The sequence below is a fragment of the Roseateles sp. GW821-FHT03B02 genome (assembly GCF_059421025.1).
On record NZ_JBWKUV010000001.1, the window covers coordinates 581,062 to 596,977 of the forward strand.

17 protein-coding genes are annotated in these 15,916 nt (G+C 71.3%); 9 read left to right on the forward strand and 8 right to left on the reverse strand.

All coding sequences use genetic code 11. The features are described from left to right. Positions 1 to 69: 69 nt before the first annotated feature. The gene (locus AC07VX_RS02525) at positions 70 to 1,128 is read right to left on the reverse strand and encodes an MBL fold metallo-hydrolase (protein WP_493163299.1); all 1,059 of its coding nucleotides are present in this window, start codon (positions 1,126 to 1,128) and stop codon (positions 70 to 72) included. 40 nt (positions 1,129 to 1,168) lie between these two features. Between AC07VX_RS02525 and AC07VX_RS02530 the strand changes: the two genes are divergently transcribed. The 3 genes from AC07VX_RS02530 to AC07VX_RS02540 all read left to right on the forward strand — a co-directional run bounded on the left by AC07VX_RS02530 (position 1,169) and on the right by AC07VX_RS02540 (position 3,612). Next, on the forward strand, positions 1,169 to 1,579 hold the full coding sequence (locus AC07VX_RS02530; RefSeq protein WP_493163298.1) for a MerR family transcriptional regulator: 411 nt from the start codon (positions 1,169 to 1,171) through the stop codon (positions 1,577 to 1,579). Positions 1,580 to 1,746: 167 nt separating this feature from the next. Beyond that, the gene (locus tag AC07VX_RS02535) at positions 1,747 to 2,499 is read left to right on the forward strand and encodes an energy transducer TonB (RefSeq protein ID WP_493163297.1); all 753 of its coding nucleotides are present in this window, start codon (positions 1,747 to 1,749) and stop codon (positions 2,497 to 2,499) included. A gap of 96 nt (positions 2,500 to 2,595) precedes the next feature. After that, the gene (locus AC07VX_RS02540) at positions 2,596 to 3,612 is read left to right on the forward strand and encodes an SGNH/GDSL hydrolase family protein (RefSeq protein WP_493163296.1); all 1,017 of its coding nucleotides are present in this window, start codon (positions 2,596 to 2,598) and stop codon (positions 3,610 to 3,612) included. Here AC07VX_RS02540 and AC07VX_RS02545 read toward each other — a convergent pair. Continuing rightward, positions 3,574 to 4,488 carry a LysR family transcriptional regulator gene (locus AC07VX_RS02545; RefSeq protein WP_493163295.1) on the reverse strand — a complete coding sequence of 305 codons (915 nt, stop codon included), beginning with the start codon at positions 4,486 to 4,488 and terminating at the stop codon, positions 3,574 to 3,576. The two genes, AC07VX_RS02540 and AC07VX_RS02545, sit on opposite strands and share 39 nt — an antisense overlap. A 115-nt stretch (positions 4,489 to 4,603) precedes the next feature. On the opposite strand from AC07VX_RS02545, the gene AC07VX_RS02550 reads away from it, so the two are divergent. Genes AC07VX_RS02550 through AC07VX_RS02560 form a run of 3 tightly spaced genes read left to right on the forward strand, consistent with a single transcriptional unit; the run spans position 4,604 to position 7,037 of the window. Further along, positions 4,604 to 5,209, forward strand: a complete 606-nt coding sequence (locus AC07VX_RS02550) for an FMN-dependent NADH-azoreductase (protein ID WP_493163294.1) — start codon at positions 4,604 to 4,606, stop codon at positions 5,207 to 5,209. Between the two features lie 17 nt (positions 5,210 to 5,226). Beyond that, positions 5,227 to 6,096: a pirin family protein gene (locus AC07VX_RS02555; protein WP_493163293.1), complete on the forward strand. Its 870-nt coding sequence runs from the start codon at positions 5,227 to 5,229 to the stop codon at positions 6,094 to 6,096. A gap of 41 nt (positions 6,097 to 6,137) precedes the next feature. Beyond that, positions 6,138 to 7,037 (forward strand): LysR family transcriptional regulator, encoded by a 900-nt coding sequence (locus AC07VX_RS02560; RefSeq protein ID WP_493163292.1) that lies wholly within the window; start codon positions 6,138 to 6,140, stop codon positions 7,035 to 7,037. Here the strand turns inward: AC07VX_RS02560 and AC07VX_RS02565 are convergent. Further along, positions 7,034 to 7,948, reverse strand: a complete 915-nt coding sequence (locus tag AC07VX_RS02565; protein ID WP_493163291.1) for a pyridoxamine 5'-phosphate oxidase family protein — start codon at positions 7,946 to 7,948, stop codon at positions 7,034 to 7,036. The genes AC07VX_RS02560 and AC07VX_RS02565 overlap by 4 nt on opposite strands. Before the next feature lie 5 nt (positions 7,949 to 7,953). Then, a complete protein-coding gene (locus AC07VX_RS02570; protein WP_493163290.1) occupies positions 7,954 to 8,580 on the reverse strand; it encodes a glutathione S-transferase family protein in 627 nt (208 codons plus the stop codon). Between the two features lie 121 nt (positions 8,581 to 8,701). Here AC07VX_RS02570 and AC07VX_RS02575 point away from each other — a divergent pair, with 121 nt between their 5' ends. Then, positions 8,702 to 9,304: a DUF938 domain-containing protein gene (locus AC07VX_RS02575; protein WP_493163289.1), complete on the forward strand. Its 603-nt coding sequence runs from the start codon at positions 8,702 to 8,704 to the stop codon at positions 9,302 to 9,304. A 149-nt stretch (positions 9,305 to 9,453) separates the two neighbouring features. Here AC07VX_RS02575 and AC07VX_RS02580 read toward each other — a convergent pair whose 3' ends face one another. Genes AC07VX_RS02580 through AC07VX_RS02590 form a run of 3 tightly spaced genes read right to left on the reverse strand, consistent with a single transcriptional unit; the run spans position 9,454 to position 12,993 of the window. Beyond that, positions 9,454 to 10,182, reverse strand: coding sequence for an ABC transporter ATP-binding protein (locus AC07VX_RS02580; protein ID WP_493163288.1), 729 nt, complete (start codon positions 10,180 to 10,182; stop codon positions 9,454 to 9,456). Beyond that, the gene (locus AC07VX_RS02585) at positions 10,179 to 11,954 is read right to left on the reverse strand and encodes a branched-chain amino acid ABC transporter ATP-binding protein/permease (protein ID WP_493163287.1); all 1,776 of its coding nucleotides are present in this window, start codon (positions 11,952 to 11,954) and stop codon (positions 10,179 to 10,181) included. Before AC07VX_RS02585 ends, AC07VX_RS02580 begins: the two co-directional genes overlap by 4 nt. A gap of 1 nt (position 11,955) precedes the next feature. Beyond that, positions 11,956 to 12,993, reverse strand: a complete 1,038-nt coding sequence (locus AC07VX_RS02590; RefSeq protein WP_493163286.1) for a branched-chain amino acid ABC transporter permease — start codon at positions 12,991 to 12,993, stop codon at positions 11,956 to 11,958. Positions 12,994 to 13,142: 149 nt separating this feature from the next. On the opposite strand from AC07VX_RS02590, the gene AC07VX_RS02595 reads away from it, so the two are divergent. Both AC07VX_RS02595 and AC07VX_RS02600 read left to right on the forward strand, forming a co-directional pair. Next, entirely contained in the window at positions 13,143 to 15,080 is a 1,938-nt protein-coding gene (locus AC07VX_RS02595; RefSeq protein WP_493163285.1) for an AsmA family protein, read from the forward strand. Positions 15,081 to 15,120: 40 nt separating this feature from the next. Beyond that, on the forward strand, positions 15,121 to 15,282 hold the full coding sequence (locus AC07VX_RS02600) for a DUF1328 domain-containing protein (RefSeq protein ID WP_493163284.1): 162 nt from the start codon (positions 15,121 to 15,123) through the stop codon (positions 15,280 to 15,282). 110 nt (positions 15,283 to 15,392) lie between these two features. Here the strand turns inward: AC07VX_RS02600 and AC07VX_RS02605 are convergent, their stop codons facing one another. After that, positions 15,393 to 15,866, reverse strand: a complete 474-nt coding sequence (locus tag AC07VX_RS02605; RefSeq protein WP_493163283.1) for a hypothetical protein — start codon at positions 15,864 to 15,866, stop codon at positions 15,393 to 15,395. Positions 15,867 to 15,916 lie beyond the last annotated feature (50 nt).

Consider the following 15,916-nt stretch of genomic DNA (forward strand, 5'->3'; position numbering starts at 1 on the left):
CGAGGTACCGGGCAAGACGAGACCGCCGCCGATCCATGATCGGCGGCGTTTCTTTTTGCGCGGGACGAATCAGCCAGGCCGGAAGCGGTAGACGCCGTCGGCGCCCAACTCGCGCTTCAGATCGCCCTGCAGCCACAGCGCGTTCAGGTGGGCGATTGCCTCGCCCATCGCGAAGGTGGTCTGGTGCAGGTCGAGCTTGCGCTTGAACAGCACGCTCAGCAGGCCCGCCGCATGGGTGGGCTCGGCCGCGCAGGCGGCCACGACCTCGGCCAGCCGCTCGTCATGGTGCTCGCGCAGTTGGTCGATGCGCTGGTGCAGGCCGGTGAAGGGCTTGCCATGCGAGGGCAGCACCAGCGTGTCGGCCGGCAGCGCCAGGTAGCGGGCGAGTGAGTTCAGATAGAGCGTCAGCGGATCGGCTTCGGGTTCGACATCGACGACGGACACGTTCGTCGAGATGCGCGGCAGCACCATGTCGCCGGAGATCAGCAGTCGGCCTTCGTCGCAGAACAGGCTGATGTGCTCGGGCGCATGGCCGTAGCCGGCGATGCAATGCCAGGTGCGCCCGCCGATCTCGACCTCGGTGCCGTCCATCAGCCGCCGGTAGCTGGCCGGCACCACGGGCACCATCTTGGGGTAGTAGTCGGCGCGGGCGCGGATCTTTTCGAGGGACTCGGGGTCGGTCAGCCCATGGCTGCCAAAGAAGGCCGCGGCCGAGGCCCCCCCCATGCCCACCGTCGAGCTGCTGGCCAGGCGCGCGAGGTTGAAGTCCGTCGCGCTCATCCAGAGGCGGCAGCCCCATTTTTCGGTGAGCCAATGGGCCAGACCGAGATGGTCGGGATGGAAATGCGTGGCGATGACGCGAAGCACCGGCAGGCCGTCCAGGCGCTCGGCAAAGACCTTCTCCCAGTTGGCCCGTGTGTCGTCGCTGGCAATGCCGCAGTCGACGATGGTCCAGCCCTCGCGGCCGTCGATGCGGTCGCGCAGCAGCCAAAGGTTGATGTGGTCCAGCGCAAAGGGCAGGCCCATGCGCACCCAGCGCACGCCCGGTGCCAGGTCCAGCGCCTCGCCGGGCTGGGGCAGGGTTTCGCCGAGGGGATAGTGGAGTTCGGATTCGCGTGGATTGCCCATGACCGTTCTAGACTGACGTTTACGTCAATCGAGTGTAGCCATGCCACCCCGCCGCCCTGTCACCGCCGCGACCGAAGCCCCTCAGCCCACGTTCACCATCACCGAACTGGCCGCCGAGTTCGACATCACGCCGCGCGCCATCCGCTTCTACGAGGACATGGGCCTGCTGGAGCCCGGCCGCAAGGGCCGCAACCGCGTCTACACGCCGCGCGACCGCACGCGGCTGAAGCTGACGCTGCGCGGCAAGCGCCTGGGCCTGGCGCTGCAGGAGATCAAGCAGCTCGTCGACATGTACGACAGCCAGGCCAGCGCAGCGCCGCAGCTGCGCGCCTTCCTGGCCATCCTGGCCCAGCACCGCCAGCAGCTCGAACAGCAGCGCCACGACATCGAGGTCACGCTGGCGGAGATCCAGCAGCACGAGAAACGCTGCCGCGCGCTGCTAGGCGCCTGATCGAGAGGACGGGCCCCGCCGGCCAAGCGTGACGTTTTTGCCGGGAGCGACCCAATTTCTGTCCCGGCCGGGACAAACCCCGCTGACGCCATCCTCAAGCCTGACTAGAGTCCGCCCCTCGGCCCAGGTGCCCCCGCCCGGGGTCGGACCGTCTTTGTGGAGCCGTCATGACACTCGGACCGCGCCCCCGCCTGGCGCTCGCCCTGCCCGCCATCACGGGGGCCCTGCTGATGCTGGCCCAGGCAGCCGTTGCCCAACAAGAAGCGCCCAAGGCGGAGAGCCTGGAGCGCGCTCAGAAGGCTGCCGACGCGGTCTTCCACTGGATCAAGCTGAACGCCGACAAGGGCGCCAACCGACAGCAGCCCGCGACGCCAGCCCCCGCGCCGGCACCCGCCCCCAAGAAGCCGGCGCCCGTCGCCGCGGCGCCCAAGCCGGCGCCCTCCCCTTCGGCCGCGCCGGCACCTGCGCCGGTGGCAGCCGCCGCCGTCGCAGCACCGCCAGCCGTCGCGGCGGCGGCCCAGCCGGCCTCCGAGCCCGAGCCTGATCGCGCGCCCGTCGTGCTTGCCTCCGCTGCACCGACACCCGCTCCCGCGGCGCCGATGGCGGCTGCGGCCCAGGCCGTGGAGCCGCCACCCAGGGCCGCGGCCCAGGAAGAGGCGGAGGAGCCGCTGAAGCTGCTGTCCAAGGTCGACCCCACGCTGCCACGCCAGATGCAGCAGTCCAGCTTCCGCAACGGCTTCGCGCAGGTGCAGTTCACGGTCGCACCCGATGGCTCGGTCCAGCAGGCCTCCGTCATCAAGGCCAGCCACAGCCGCCTGGGCAATGCCGCCGTCGACGCGGTGCGCCAATGGCGCTTCGCGCCCATCCGCAAGGCACGCGAAGCGGCCGTGGAGGTGGCCTTCAACAGCGACGGCGACTGAATCCAGTCTCGTACCGCTCCCGATTGACGCGGCCGCCAGGGCCGCGGATGCTCCCGCCGCCGCCAGAAGTCCTGCGGCAATCTTCAGGGAGATTCCATGTCCATCCGTCTGCTCGCCCGCGCACTCGCGGGCTTCGGTCTTTGCGCTGCCGTGGCGGCCTCGGCCGCCCCCTACTCCGGTCTCGTCGTGTTCGGCGACAGCCTGTCCGACAGCGGCAACAACGCGCTGCTGCTAACCCCGGTCTTCGGTGGCGCGCTGCCGGCCGTGGTCATCCCCAGCGACGCCACCTACAGCCAGATCCCTTCGGTGGCGGGCACCTATTCCAACGGCATGGTCTGGACACAATACCTTGCGCAGTCGATGGGCCTGCCGCTGGCGCCCTCGCTGGCGGGCGGCACCAACTTCGCCTTTGGAGGGGCCCAGACCGGCGTGGACGGCACCGACATCGCCGCCGTCCCGGGCTTCCCCTACAGCATGCGCAGCCAGCTCAACAGCTACCTGGGCGCAACCGGCCATGTCGCCGACCCCAACGCCCTCTACATCGTGGCTGGCGGCGGCAACAACATCCGTGCGGCGCTGGAGGCGATCGCCGCCGGCGCCGACCCCAACGCCACCGCGGCAGCCACGGTGACCGATTACGCCACCGACATGGCCGGCCTCGTCGCCAGCCTGCGGATCGCCGGCGCCCAGCATGTGCTGGTGCTGAACACGCCCAACTTCGGCCTCACGCCGCTGGCCAATGCGATGGGCGTCGGCAGCCTGGCCACCGGGCTGAGCTTTGCGATGGACACCGCGCTGGCGGGCGCGCTGGCGGGCAGCGGTGTACAGACCTTCGACATGTTCAGCTTCATGACCGGCGTCGTCGGTGCCGGCGCGGCCTCGGGCTTCAGCAACTGGACCAACGCCTGCGCGGCCGCGGTCAACGCCTGCGACGTCAACACCTCCCTGTTCTGGGACGGCATCCACCCGACGACGCTGGCCCACCAGCAGCTGGCGGCAGCCATTTTTGCGGCCGCCGTGCCCGAGCCCGATGTGGCAGCCCTGCTGGCGCTCGGCCTCGCCGTCCTCGCGGTCTCAGGCCGGCGGCGTCGGGCAGTTGTCCAGCAAGGCTGACATCGCTTCCAGAAACACCCGGGTGCGCAGCGGCATCAGCCGCCGCTCCGGGAACACTGCCCAGGCCGTCGAGCCGGGCAGATGCCAGTCCGGCAGCAGGCGCTGCAGCCGGCCCAGCGCCAGCGCCTCGCCAACGATGAGCCGGTCGATGCCGGCGATGCCGACACCGCTCTGCGCCAGCTGGGCCAGCAGGCTGGGCGCATTGGCCAGCGTGCGCTGCGCCGGCCGGGCCACATAGGGCTCCGCCCCGTCCCGCATCAACTGCCATGGCACGGCCTCGCCGGTGCGGGTCAGCAGCATCAGGCCGTGCATCGAATCCAGTGCCTGCGGCAGCAACGGCTCGCCGACGCGCGCCAGGTACGCGGGCGAGGCATACAGGCCCCAGTGCGTCGTCGCCAGCTTGCGCGCCGCGAGCTGGCTGTCCTCGTCCAGCTGGCCCATGCGGATGACGAGGTCAAAGCCCTCCCCGATCAGGTCCACGCGCCGCGGTGTCAGGTCCAGCTCCAGTTGCACCTCGGTATAGGCCAGCGCGAACTCGGCCAGCATGCCGGCGGCCACCTGCTGGGCAAAGTCCGCCGGCATGCTGACGCGCAACCGCCCGCTGGGCTTTTGCTGGCGGTGCAGGGCCAGGGCCAGCGCGCCGTCGACCTCGGCCGCCACGGCCCGCGCATGCTCCAGCACGCCCGCGCCGAAGTCGGTCAGCGACAGCTTGCGCGTGCTGCGCAGCAGCAGCTTCTCGCCCAGCCGCGCCTCCAGCGCCGCAATGCGCCGCGACACGGTGCTCTTGGGCCAGTGCACCCGCTCGGCGGCGCGGCTGAAGCTGCCAGCCTCCATGACCCGGGCGAACAGCAACAGGTCGTCGGCATCTGATTCCATGTTTTCACCTTATTGATCCGCCAGTGGAACAATCTTACGCAAATCGGCGGCTTCCGGTGCCGATTGAGCAATCCTAGAGTTCATCCCATCGCAACCGCCTGCCCAGGAGCACCAGATGAACATCCTGCAAATCAACGCCAGCGCCCGCCGTGCCACCGACGACCAAGGTTCGGTCTCCACCCGCCTGGCCAGCGAACTGACCGCCGGCCTGCGCGCCGCCAACCCCACCGCCACCGTCACCGTGCGCGACCTGACGCTGACGCCCCAGCCCGTGCTCGACGAGACCGCGCTCGCCGCCCTCTTCACGCCGGCCGACAAGCGCAGCCCCGAGCAGGCCGCCCGCGTCGCGCTGGACGACGCGCTGATCGCCGAGCTGCAGGCCGCCGACACGGTCGTCATCGGCGTGCCGATGTACAACTTCAACGTCACCGCCCAGTTCAAGAACTGGATCGACGCGGTGGCCCGCGCCGGCGTCACCTTCAAGTACACCGAGAAGGGCCCGGTCGGCCTGCTGACGGGCAAGAAGGTGTTCGTCGTCACCAGCCGCGGCGGCATCCACCGCGACCAGCCCAGCGACCAGATGACGCCCTATCTGCGCACCGTGCTGGCCTTCCTCGGCATGACGGACGTCGAATTCGTCTACGCTGAAGGCATGGCCTTCGCCGCCGAGCAAGGCCTCGCCGCCGCCCGCGCACAGATCACCGAACTCCTTGCAGCCTGAAGATTGAGGAACCCGCCATGAGCACCGTCGCCGCCCCCCTGTTGAACCAGCCCCGCGAGGTCGAGCGCCTCGTCGCCGGTCAGCCGACCAGCGACGGTGCCGGCGTCAAGCTCAACCGCGTGCTGACGCAGAACCTGCAGCGTCGGCTCGACCCCTTCCTGATGCTCGACCACTTCGGCTCGGAGAACCCCGACGACTATGTCGCCGGCTTTCCCGACCATCCGCACCGCGGCTTCGAGACCATCACCTACATGCTGCAGGGCCGCATCCGTCACCGCGACTCGGCCGGCCATGAAGGCCTGGTGGCCGATGGTGGCGTGCAATGGATGACCGCCGGCCGCGGCGTCATCCACAGCGAGCTGCCCGAGCAGCGCGAAGGCCGCATGGCCGGCTTCCAGCTCTGGCTCAACCTGCCCGCCAAGGACAAGATGCGCGAGCCCTGGTATCTGGACGTGCAGGGGCCGGACGTGCCCGAGTTCGAGCGCGAAGGCGTCACCGTGCGCGTCATCGCCGGCGAGAGCCATGGCGTGGCCGGCGCCGTCCGGCGCGAGCACACCGAGCCGCTCTACCTCGACCTGCACCTGCCCGCCGGCGCCCGCTTCGAGCAGCCGCTGTCCGCCACGCACAACGCCTTCGTCTTCGTCTACGACGGCGCGCTGCGCTTCGAGAGCGGCTGCCAGCTGCCGTCAGGCCGCATGGCCATCCTGGCCAACACGCCGGGCAGCGACGGCGTGCGGCTGCAGGCCGGCGACGCCCCGACCCGCGCCATCCTCGTGGCCGGCCAGCCGCTGGGCGAGCCGATCGCACAGTACGGACCCTTCGTGATGAACACCGAGGCAGAGCTGGTGCAGGCGGTGCGCGACTTCCAGGCCGGTCGCCTGGCCTGACCGCGCGCGCCCTCCTCCGTGCCGGGCCCAAAATGCCCGGCATGGACCGTCTGCAAACCATGGAGGTGTTCGTCGCCGTCGTCGACAGCGGTGGCTTCGCCAGCGCCGCCCGCCGGCTGGACCTCTCCGCCCCGGTCGTCACGCGCGCCGTGGCCGAGCTGGAGGCGCGCCTGGGCGTGCGCCTGCTGACGCGCACCACCCGCACCGTGCGCGTCACCGAGGCCGGTGCCCGCTATGCCGAGGACTGCCGGCGCATCCTCGCCGACGTGGGCGAGGCCGAAGCCACCACCAGTGGCAGCCGCAGCCAGTTCAAAGGCCTGCTCAGCATCACGGCACCGGTGCTGTTCGGCAACCTGCACGTGACACCCATCGTCACCGACTATCTGCGCCGCTACCCGGACGTCGATGCGCAATGCGTGTTCGTCGACCGCGTCGTCAACCTCGTCGACGAGGGCATGGACGTGGCCGTGCGCATCGGCCAGCTGCCGGACTCCTCGCTGCGGGCCGTCGGCGTCGGCCAAGTGCGGCGCATGCTGCTGGCCTCGCCGGGCTATCTCGCCGCGCACGGCCACCCGCGGCGCCCCGAGGATCTGGGCGCGCATGTGCTGATCCAGCCCACCCAGGTGGCGCCCTTTCCCGAGTGGCGGTTTGCCGAGGGCGGCCGGCCGCTGGTGCAGCGCATCCGGCCGCGGCTGCGCACGACCACCAACGACGCCGCGCGCTCCTTCGCGCTGGCGGGCCTGGGCATCGTGCGCCTGCTCGGCTACCAGGCGGCCGATGCGCTGGCCCGCGGCGAGCTGCTGCCCGTGCTGGAGGCTTTCGAGCCCGCGCCCATCCCCGTGCACATCGTGCACCATGAGGGCCAGCACATGAACCAGAAGGTACGTGCCTTCGTGGACCTCGCCGTGGCCACGCTGCGCGCCAATCCGGCCTTGCGCTAGGGCCTGTTCTGCGGCGCCCAGTCGCGAAACCGCCACCGCAGCGGCAGCGCATCGCGCAGCCACCAGCCCTCGTCGAGATGGAAGCGCCAGGCGCGCTCGGCGCCCTGGAGCGCAGCCAGTTCCGGCCCGTCCCAGACGATGTCGGCGCGCCCCGTCAACGTCAGCAGGTCGCCGCGCTCGAAGTCGATGAAGAGCAGGCCCGCGCGGCCATCGAGCTGCAGATTGCCCAAGGTCATGAACATGCGGTTGCCCGAATAGTCGGGCACCAGCAGCTCGCTCGCGCCGGGCTGCCGGATGAAGCCCCTCGGCCCGCCGCGGTGCGAGACATCGGCCCCGGCCGCGCCGGCATGCGTGGCGACGAAGCAGGTGTCCGCTGCGGCGATCAGCGCCGCAGCGTCACCCGCCAGGCTGTCCAGGCGCTCGACAGCGCGCGGCCGCGTGTCGGCGGCATCGCGCACCCAGGCGTGGTCGCGGCCCTGGATGTATTGCGGACAGTTGCCCACCGTCTGGCTCACGCGCAGGCGCAGGCCCGCCGGGCCGGCCGCCAGCAGCTCGCCGTTGACGCGATTGCGCCGCCGCGTGTGCAGCTCGATGCCCAGCAAGCCCAGTGGCGCGCCCGGCCTCATGCCGGCGGCGGCCGGGTCGCCCGGCATGGGCGCGGCGGCGAAGCTCAGATGCCAGGCATCCGGCGCCTGCACGAAGCCCGGCTGCCCGACCAGCACCGTCGCCCAGGGCCGGCCCGCCGGGTCCACGCTGCCGGCCAGCATCAGCGGCAGCTGCTCGTAGAAGCGCCGATGCTGCTCGGGCATGTGGTCGCGCACGACGCGGCGACCGATCTCGTCCATGCGTTCGGCCACGCCGAGACGCGACTGCACGGCGACTTCACCGGCATGAAAGGGTGCGGCGTCCATGACGGTCAGGCGGCAGCGCGCAGGCCGGCCGGCGTGGTCTTGAAAGGCACGAAGCCCGGCAGCGCTTCGATGCGGGTCAGCCAGGCGCGCAGGGCCGGGTAAGGCGCCAGGTCCACATTGCCTTCTGGCGCATTGACGACATAGCTGTAGCCGGCGATGTCGGCCAGCGTCGCGTGCTCGCCGACGAGGAAGGGCCGGCGCGACAGCTCGGCCTCCATGACCTTGAACAGCGCATGGGCGCGGGCAATGACCTCGTCGGCATCGAAGCGTGCGCCGAACACCGTGACGAGGCGCGCCGCGGCGGGGCCGAAGGCGATCAGCCCCGAGGCCACCGACAGCCAGGCCTGCACGGCCGCGCGGCCGGCAGGGTCCTGCGGCAGCCAGCGGCCGGTGGCGTCGTACTTGCTGGCCAGGTAGACGAGGATGGCCGTGCTGTCCCAGACGAATTGGCCGTCGTCCTCCAGCAGCGGCAACTGGCCGAAGGGGTGGCGCGCGAGAAATTCCGGCGTCTTGTGGGCGCGGGCCGCGAGATCCACGTCGATCAGTTCGTGCGGCAATCCCAGCAGGGACAGCGCGAGCTCGGCGCGGTGGGCGTGGCCGGACAGGGCGTGACGGTACAGCTTGAGGGTCATGTAGGCTCCTTGGAAAACGACCGGGCTCACTGTGCCCAGCCATCCGCCGCCGGGAAACAGCGCACGCCGCAAGTCATTCTTTCCGCACCCGAGGAGAGTGGCGCCGCACAATCCACGCGCCATGACTCATGACGAACGCCGCCACAGCCCTGCCGCCGAGCGCAACGCGCCGCACATCCTCGCGGCGCTGCAGCGGCTGCTGCCGCCCGCGGGCGTGCTGCTGGAGATCGCGAGCGGCAGCGGCCAGCACGCGGCCTTTTGCAGCGCCGGCCTGCCCGGCTGGCGCTGGCAGCCCAGCGACGCCGATGCCGCGTCCCTGCCTTCCATCGCGGCCTGGTGCGAAGGCCTCGCCAACGTGGCGCCGCCCCTCGCGCTGGACGTGCTGGCCCAGGTCTGGTCCGGCGTGCCGCGCGAGGTCGACGCGATCTACTGCGCCAACATGATCCACATCGCACCCTGGGCCTGCACGGCGGCGCTGATGCGCGGCGCGGTGCGCCACCTCGCGCCGCAGGGGGTGTTGATCACCTACGGCCCCTATCTGCTGGACGACCAGCCCGACGCGCCCAGCAACCTGGCCTTCGATGCCGACCTGCGTGCCCGCGATGCGCGCTGGGGCGTGCGGCGGCTGGCCGACGTTGAGGCCGAGGCCGCGGCGGCCGGCCTGCGCCTGCAACAGCGGCTGCCCATGCCGGCCAACAACCTGCTGCTGGCCTGGGGCCGTTGAAGCCCGGCGGCCAGGCGGGTCGTGGTGGCTTGCATGAAGAACGCCTTGCGATGGCAGGTTGCGGATCGGTCGATCCATGCCAGGAATTCTGTTCAATCAGCCCCGCTCAGGCTTGAACGAAACGGCTGACCTTAAGCCGTTCGTGATGCTCAAGCCTTGACCGCGCCGAGATAGGTCTCGATGACGCGCGGGTCGGCCGCCAGCTGATCCGCCGGCCCGCTCAGGCCGAACTCGCCCGTCTCCAGCACATGGCCGTGGTCGGCCACGCGCAGGGCCGCTCGGGCGTTCTGCTCGACGAGCAGGATGCTGACGCCGGTGGCGCGCAGGTCTTCGACGATGTTGAAGATCTCGCGCACGATCAGCGGCGCGAGACCCAGGCTCGGCTCGTCCAGCATCAGCAATTTCGGCTGGCCCATCAGCGCACGGCCCAGGGCCAGCATCTGCCGCTCGCCGCCCGACAGCGTACCGGCCGCCTGCACGCGGCGCTCCTTCAGGCGTGGGAAGCGCGCGTAGACGCTCTCCAGCCCGTCGCGCCAGCGCCGGTCGCCCAGCTTCTTGGGCCGCCAGCCACCCAGCAGCAGGTTGTCTTCCACCGTCATGGTGCCGAAGAGCTCGCGCTTCTCGGGCACCAGGGCCAGGCCGGCCAGCACGCGCTCTTCCAGCGTCAGGCGGGCGATGTCCTCGCCGCCAAAACGCAGGCTGCTGCTGCGCGACGGGATCAGGCCCATCAACGCGCCCAGCAGCGTGCTCTTGCCGGCACCGTTGGGGCCGATGACGGTGACGACGCTCTTCTCGGGCGCCGCAAAACTCAAGCCCTGCAGCACCTCGGCGCGGCCGTAGCCGGCGTGCAGGTCCTTCACTTCCAGCAGCGCGCTCATTCGTCGGCTCCCAAGTAGGCCGCGCGCACGGCGGGGCTGGCCTGCACTTCGGCGGGCGTGCCGTCCATCAGGTAGCGGCCGAACTCCATGACGACGATGCGGTCGGTCAGCTTCATGACGAAGTCCATGTCGTGCTCCACCAGCAGCAGCGACAGGCCCTCGGCCTTGAGCTGCCTCAGCACCTCGGCGAGCGCGGACTTCTCCTTGTGGCGCAGGCCGGCGGCGGGTTCGTCCAGCAGCAGCAGCGAGGGGTCGCTGGCGAGAGCCCGAGCGATCTCGACGAGGCGCTGCGGGCCGAGGGCGAGATTGCCGGCCAGCTCGTGCGCCTGCTCGGCCAGGCCGATGCGGCGCAGCTGGCGCATGGCCTCGGCACGGGCCTGGGCTTCCTCTGCCTTGTTCAGGCCCAGCATCGCCCGCAGCGTGCCCGTGCGGGTGCGCAGGTAGGTGCCCAGCGCGACGTTCTCCAGGACCGTCATGTCGGGCACCAGCTTGACGTGCTGGAAGGTGCGGCTCAGGCCGGCACGCGCGATCTCGCGGCTGCCGCGCCCGTCCACGCGCTGGCCGAGCAGTTCGACCTCGCCCGAGGTCAGCGGCAGCACGCCGGAGACGAGGTTGAAGGTGGTGCTCTTGCCGGCGCCGTTGGGGCCGATGAGGCCCACGATGTCGCCCGCCTTGATGGCGAAGCTGATGTCGTTGACCGCCGTGAGGCCGCCGAACTGTTTGCGGATCTTGCGAACGTCCAGCAGCGGCGCGCCGCGCTGCGGGTGACTGCGGGCGCTCAGGCGGGGGGCGTTCTCGTCCACCGCCCTGTTGCCGCGGGCCGGCAGCCAGCGCGCGAAGAGCGGCCACAGGCCGTCCGGCGCGAAGCGCAGCACCAGCACCAGCACGACGCCGAACACGATGATCTCGTAGTTGCCCGAACCGCCGAACACCAGCGGCAGCACTACCTTGAGCTGGTCCTCCGCCAGTTTCACCAGCGCCGCGCCGGTGAAGGCACCGCCCACCGTGCCGATGCCGCCCAGCACGGCCATGAAGAGGTACTCGATGCCGAACTTGATACCGAACGGCGAGGGGTTCACGCTGCGCTGCATGTGGGCGTAGAGCCAGCCCGACACGCAGGCCAGCAGCGCCGCGACGACGAACATCGTCAGCTTGTAGCGGAAGGTGCTGGCGCCCATGGCCTCGGGCATCGTCGCGCCGCCACCGCGGTTGGTGTTGAGCGCGCGCATGATGCGGCCGGGCCGCGAGTCCAGCAGCCTTGTGACGCCCACCGCCGCCAGGAGCGCGGCCAGCCAGATCAGCAGATAGATGCGGCGCTCGCTCTGGAAGCTGAACTCGCCGATGGACAGCGCCGGCAGGCCCAGCAGGCCGTCGTACTTGCCCAGGCTCTCCAGGTTGCCGACGAGGTAGTACAGCGCCAGGCACCAGCAGATGGTGGCCAGCGGCAGGTAGTGGCCCGACATGCGCAGCGTCAGCGCGCCGATGACCAGGGCCAGCGCCAGCGTGAGCGCCAGGCCGGCCACCAGCCCCAGCCAGGGCGACAGGCCCAGCACCGTCGTCAGATAGCCGGTGGCATAGGCGCCCACGCCGGCGAAGGCGGCCTGGCCGAAGGATGTGAGCCCCCCCACGCCCGTCAGCAGCACCAGGCCCAGCACGACGAGGGAGAACAGGCCGATGTAGTTGAGCTGCGTGATCCAGAAGTCCGGCACCGGCGCGAAGGGCAGCACCAGCAGCGCGACGGCCGCAGCGATGGCCAGATGTGTGCGCTGCATGTCAGTGCTCCTCGTGGTGCGGGTCCACGAAGGACCGCCACAGCAGCACCGGCAGGATCACCGTGAACACGATGACCTCCTTGAACGCACTGGCCCAGAACGAGCCGAAGCTCTCGATCAGGCCCACGCCGATGGCGCCGGCCAGCGCCATCGGGAAGCTGGCCAGCCCGCCGAACACCGCGGCGACGAAGCCCTTCAGGCCAATCAGGAAGCCGGTGTCGTAATAGATGGTGGTGGACGGCGAGATCAGCAGGCCCGACAGCGCACCGATGAAGGCCGCCATCGTGAAGCTCAAAGACCCCGCCGCGTCACCCGAGATGCCCATCAGCCGCGCACCGGTGCGGTTGACCGAGGTGGCGCGCAACGCCTTGCCGGTCAGCGTGCGCTCGAAGAAGACGAACATCGCCACCAGCAGCGCCACCGAGGCGCCGAAGATGATGAGCGTCTGGCCGGTCAGGCTCAGCGGGCCCACATCGAAGCGCGCCTCCCAGAAGGCCGGCGTGCGGTAGCCCTCGGCGCCGAAGAACACCAGGCCGATGCCGGTCAACCCGAAGTGCACGCCGACGGACACGATGAGCAAGGTCAGCACGCTGGCCGCCGACAGCGCGCGGTAGGCCAGGCGATACAGCAGCGGGCCCATGGCCGTGACGATGGCCAGCGTCAGCAGCACCTGCAGCCACAGCCCGGGCTGGCGGGTCAGCAGCATCGGCGCGAGCACGGCCATGGCGATGGGGAAGCTCAGCGTCTGCAGCAGGCCGAGGGCGATCTTCGCGACGGCCCGGCGCTCGCGCAGGCCCTGCACGAGATCCAGCAGCGCCGCAGCCGCGGCCAGCAGCAGCAGCAGCCAGACCGTGCCCGGCACCTTTCCCATCTGCAGCGAGGCCAGCGTCAGCGCGCCGAAGGCGACGAACTCGCCCTGCGGGATGAAGATGATGCGGGTGACGGAAAACACCAGCACCAGGGCCAGCGCGACGAGGGCGTAGATGGCACCGTTGGTCAGGCCGTCGAGGCCCAGGATGGCGGCAATCGTGAGGTCCATGGCGGCACGGCTGTGAAGGCAGGCCATGGTATCGGCGATATGCCGACCGCACGGTCGGGAATTCACCCAGGGCGGGCGGCGGCACGTCCTACAGCCGGGGTCGCGCCCGTCCCACGCCGGGGTCATCGACGGGCCGGGAGCATGGCCGCATGAAGTCCGCCGTCAAAGCCATGGGCGCCGCGGTGCTGGCCGCTGTCGCTGCGGCCGCCGGGCTGGAATGGGCCGGCTGGCCGGGCGTGGCCCCGTGGCTGGCCGCGCGCGCCGGCCGCGGACTGGCCTTGGACGCCGGCTCGCGCCTGCACCTGTTGCCCAGCCCCCGCCTCGAAGCCCCGTGGCTGCGCGTGACCGGCCCCGGCGGCGAGCCTCTGGCCGAGGCGAAGGCTGTGTTGCTGAATTGGCAGTGGCGCGACCTCCGGGCCTGGCACCTCGGCGCACCGCTGCGACTGCGCGCCGTGCAGGCAGACACCCTGAGCCTGAACTGGCAGCGCGACGCTGCCGGCCGCACCGCCTGGCCGGTGCAGCCCGGCGGCCGGCGCGAGCAGCCGGCCGAGCTGCCGCAGATCAACCATCTCGTCATCCGCCAGGGCAGCGCCCGCCTGGACGACGCGCCACTGCGGCTCCAGGGCGAAGCCCGCTTCGCCACCCAGGCCGACGGCCGCTGGACGGCAGAGCTGCAGGGCCAGTTGCGCGGCCAGCAGCTCGCGCTGAAGGCCGAGGCCGGCGCGGGCCTGGCCCTGCTGGCCCCCGCCGAGGCCGGCCTGCCGCCGGTGCAGCTGCGCGCCGAGCTGACGCAGCGCGACGGCCGTCTCGGCTTTGCCGGCACGGCCGCCTCGCTGCTGGACGCACGCGCGCTGGACGGCCTGCTGCGGGTGCGAGGCCGCTCGCTGGCCGACATCGGCCGGCCTTTCGGCATCACGCTGCCGCGCACGCCGCCGGTGGCGTTGAGCGGGCGGCTGCGGCATGCCGCGGGCGTATGGCAGCTCGACGGTGCCGTGGCACGCGTGGGCCAGAGTCAGCTGGGCGGCGACTTCGCTTTCGACACGCGCGGCCCGCGCCCCCGGCTCAGCGGCCTGCTGCGCGGCGGCCCGCTGCGCCTGGCCGACCTGGGCCCCGCCGTGGGCGCGGACACGCCGCGCAGCCGCCCGGGGCGCGTGCTGCCCGACCGGCCGCTGGACCTGCCGGCCCTGAACGCGATGGATGCACGCGTGGCCGTGGCGCTGAGCCAGCTGGACCTGGGCACCGCCCGGCTGGCGCCGCTGATGCCGGTGAGCGCCAGCCTCGTGCTGGAGGACGGCGTGCTGAGCCTCGGCGACATCGACGCCGGCATCGGCGGCGGCGCGGTGACGGGCGCCGCGCGGCTGGACACCCGCCCCAGCCCGCCGCTGTGGCAGGTCGGCCTGGACGTGCGCGGCATGGCGATCGAACAGTGGCTGAAGTTCCAGCCGGGCAGCCTGGCCCAGCATCCCGTGACGGGCCGGCTGCGCGCCGCCGTCGACGTGCAGGGCCGCGGCCGCAGCCCCGCCGAGCTGCTGGGCAGCCTGGACGGCCCCGTGCGCCTGCAGCTCGACAAGGGCAGCATCTCCCACCTGCTGACCGAAGGCCTGGGGCTGGACCTGGCCCAGGGCCTGGCCGTGTGGCTGCGCGGCGACCGCCGGCTGGCGCTGAACTGCGCCCGGCTGGACGGCCGCTTCAAGGCCGGCGAGCTGAGGCCGCGCACCGCCATCGTCGACAACCACGACAGCCGCATCGACATCGACGGCCGCATCAGCCTTGCCGACGAGACGCTGGATCTGCGCCTCGTCGCCCGCCCCAAGGACTTCTCGCTGCTGACGCTGCGCTCACCGCTGCGCGTGCAGGGCACGCTGGCCGACCCTCGCATCGCGCTGGAGGGCCGCGCCCTGGGCGGCAAGGCCGTCGCGGCCATCGCGCTCGGGGCCCTCGCGCCGCCGGCGGCGCTGCTGGCCTTCGTCGACCCCGGCGAAGACCTGCCGCCCGTCAGCTGCGGCGGCGCGACACCGGTGGCGTCGGCTCCTTCCTACCCGGCAGCGCGGCCGAAGCCGGCACACCGCGCGGGAACCGCGCCCTAGATTGGCAAGACCAACAGTCCCATTCACAAGGAGACCCCTCATGCTGCGCTACGCCATCATCTTTTTCGTCATCGCCCTCGTGGCGGCCCTGTTCGGCTTCGGCGGCATCGCTGCCAGCGCGGCGGGCATCGCCCAGCTGCTGTTCTACGGCTTCGTCGTCCTGGCCATCGTCAGCCTGGTGGTGGGCCTGATCCGCCGATAGTGCCTTCCGGCAGACCCGCACAGGCGATGCGCTTGCCGAAGGGCTGCGGCACGAGCCGCGGCGCCGTCGGCAAGGCCGACCCAGGTACGCCTCCTGCAAGGGGCGCCAGCTCAACGGCCGCGGTGCGGCTGCTCCTGGACGGCGTCGAGGAACTCGCGCAGCGTGCCCACACACGGCCCCTGGGGGCAGAGGAAGAGGCCCTCAGCCTCGGCCGGAACGTCGGCGGGGAAGCCCAGCGTGCCCAGGGAGTTCATCGCGTCGCCGCACAGCGCCACCGTGCGACCGCAGCGCCAGGCCATCTTCAGCAAGGCCTGCAACCTGGCGCAACCCGTGGGCGCGGCCCAGGCGTCGGAGTTCAGCACGATGACACCGTCTGCCCAGTCGGCCTCGACGGGCGGCTCGCCGAACTCGTCATCCAGGCGCCAGTCCAGCCGGTGCACGCGCCGGTCCGCCGCAAGCACCGCCAGATCGACCTCGGCGTCGCGCATCACCTCGGCCGTGCCGACCACGCAGATCAGCACGTCGGCCTGTTGCAGCATGTCCGGTGCCGCCACATCGGGCGGGCTGTCCGTCGTTGTGTTCATGGTGCGGCTCCGCGGTAAGGGATGCTCCAACTCTGGCGCCCTGAAGCCGC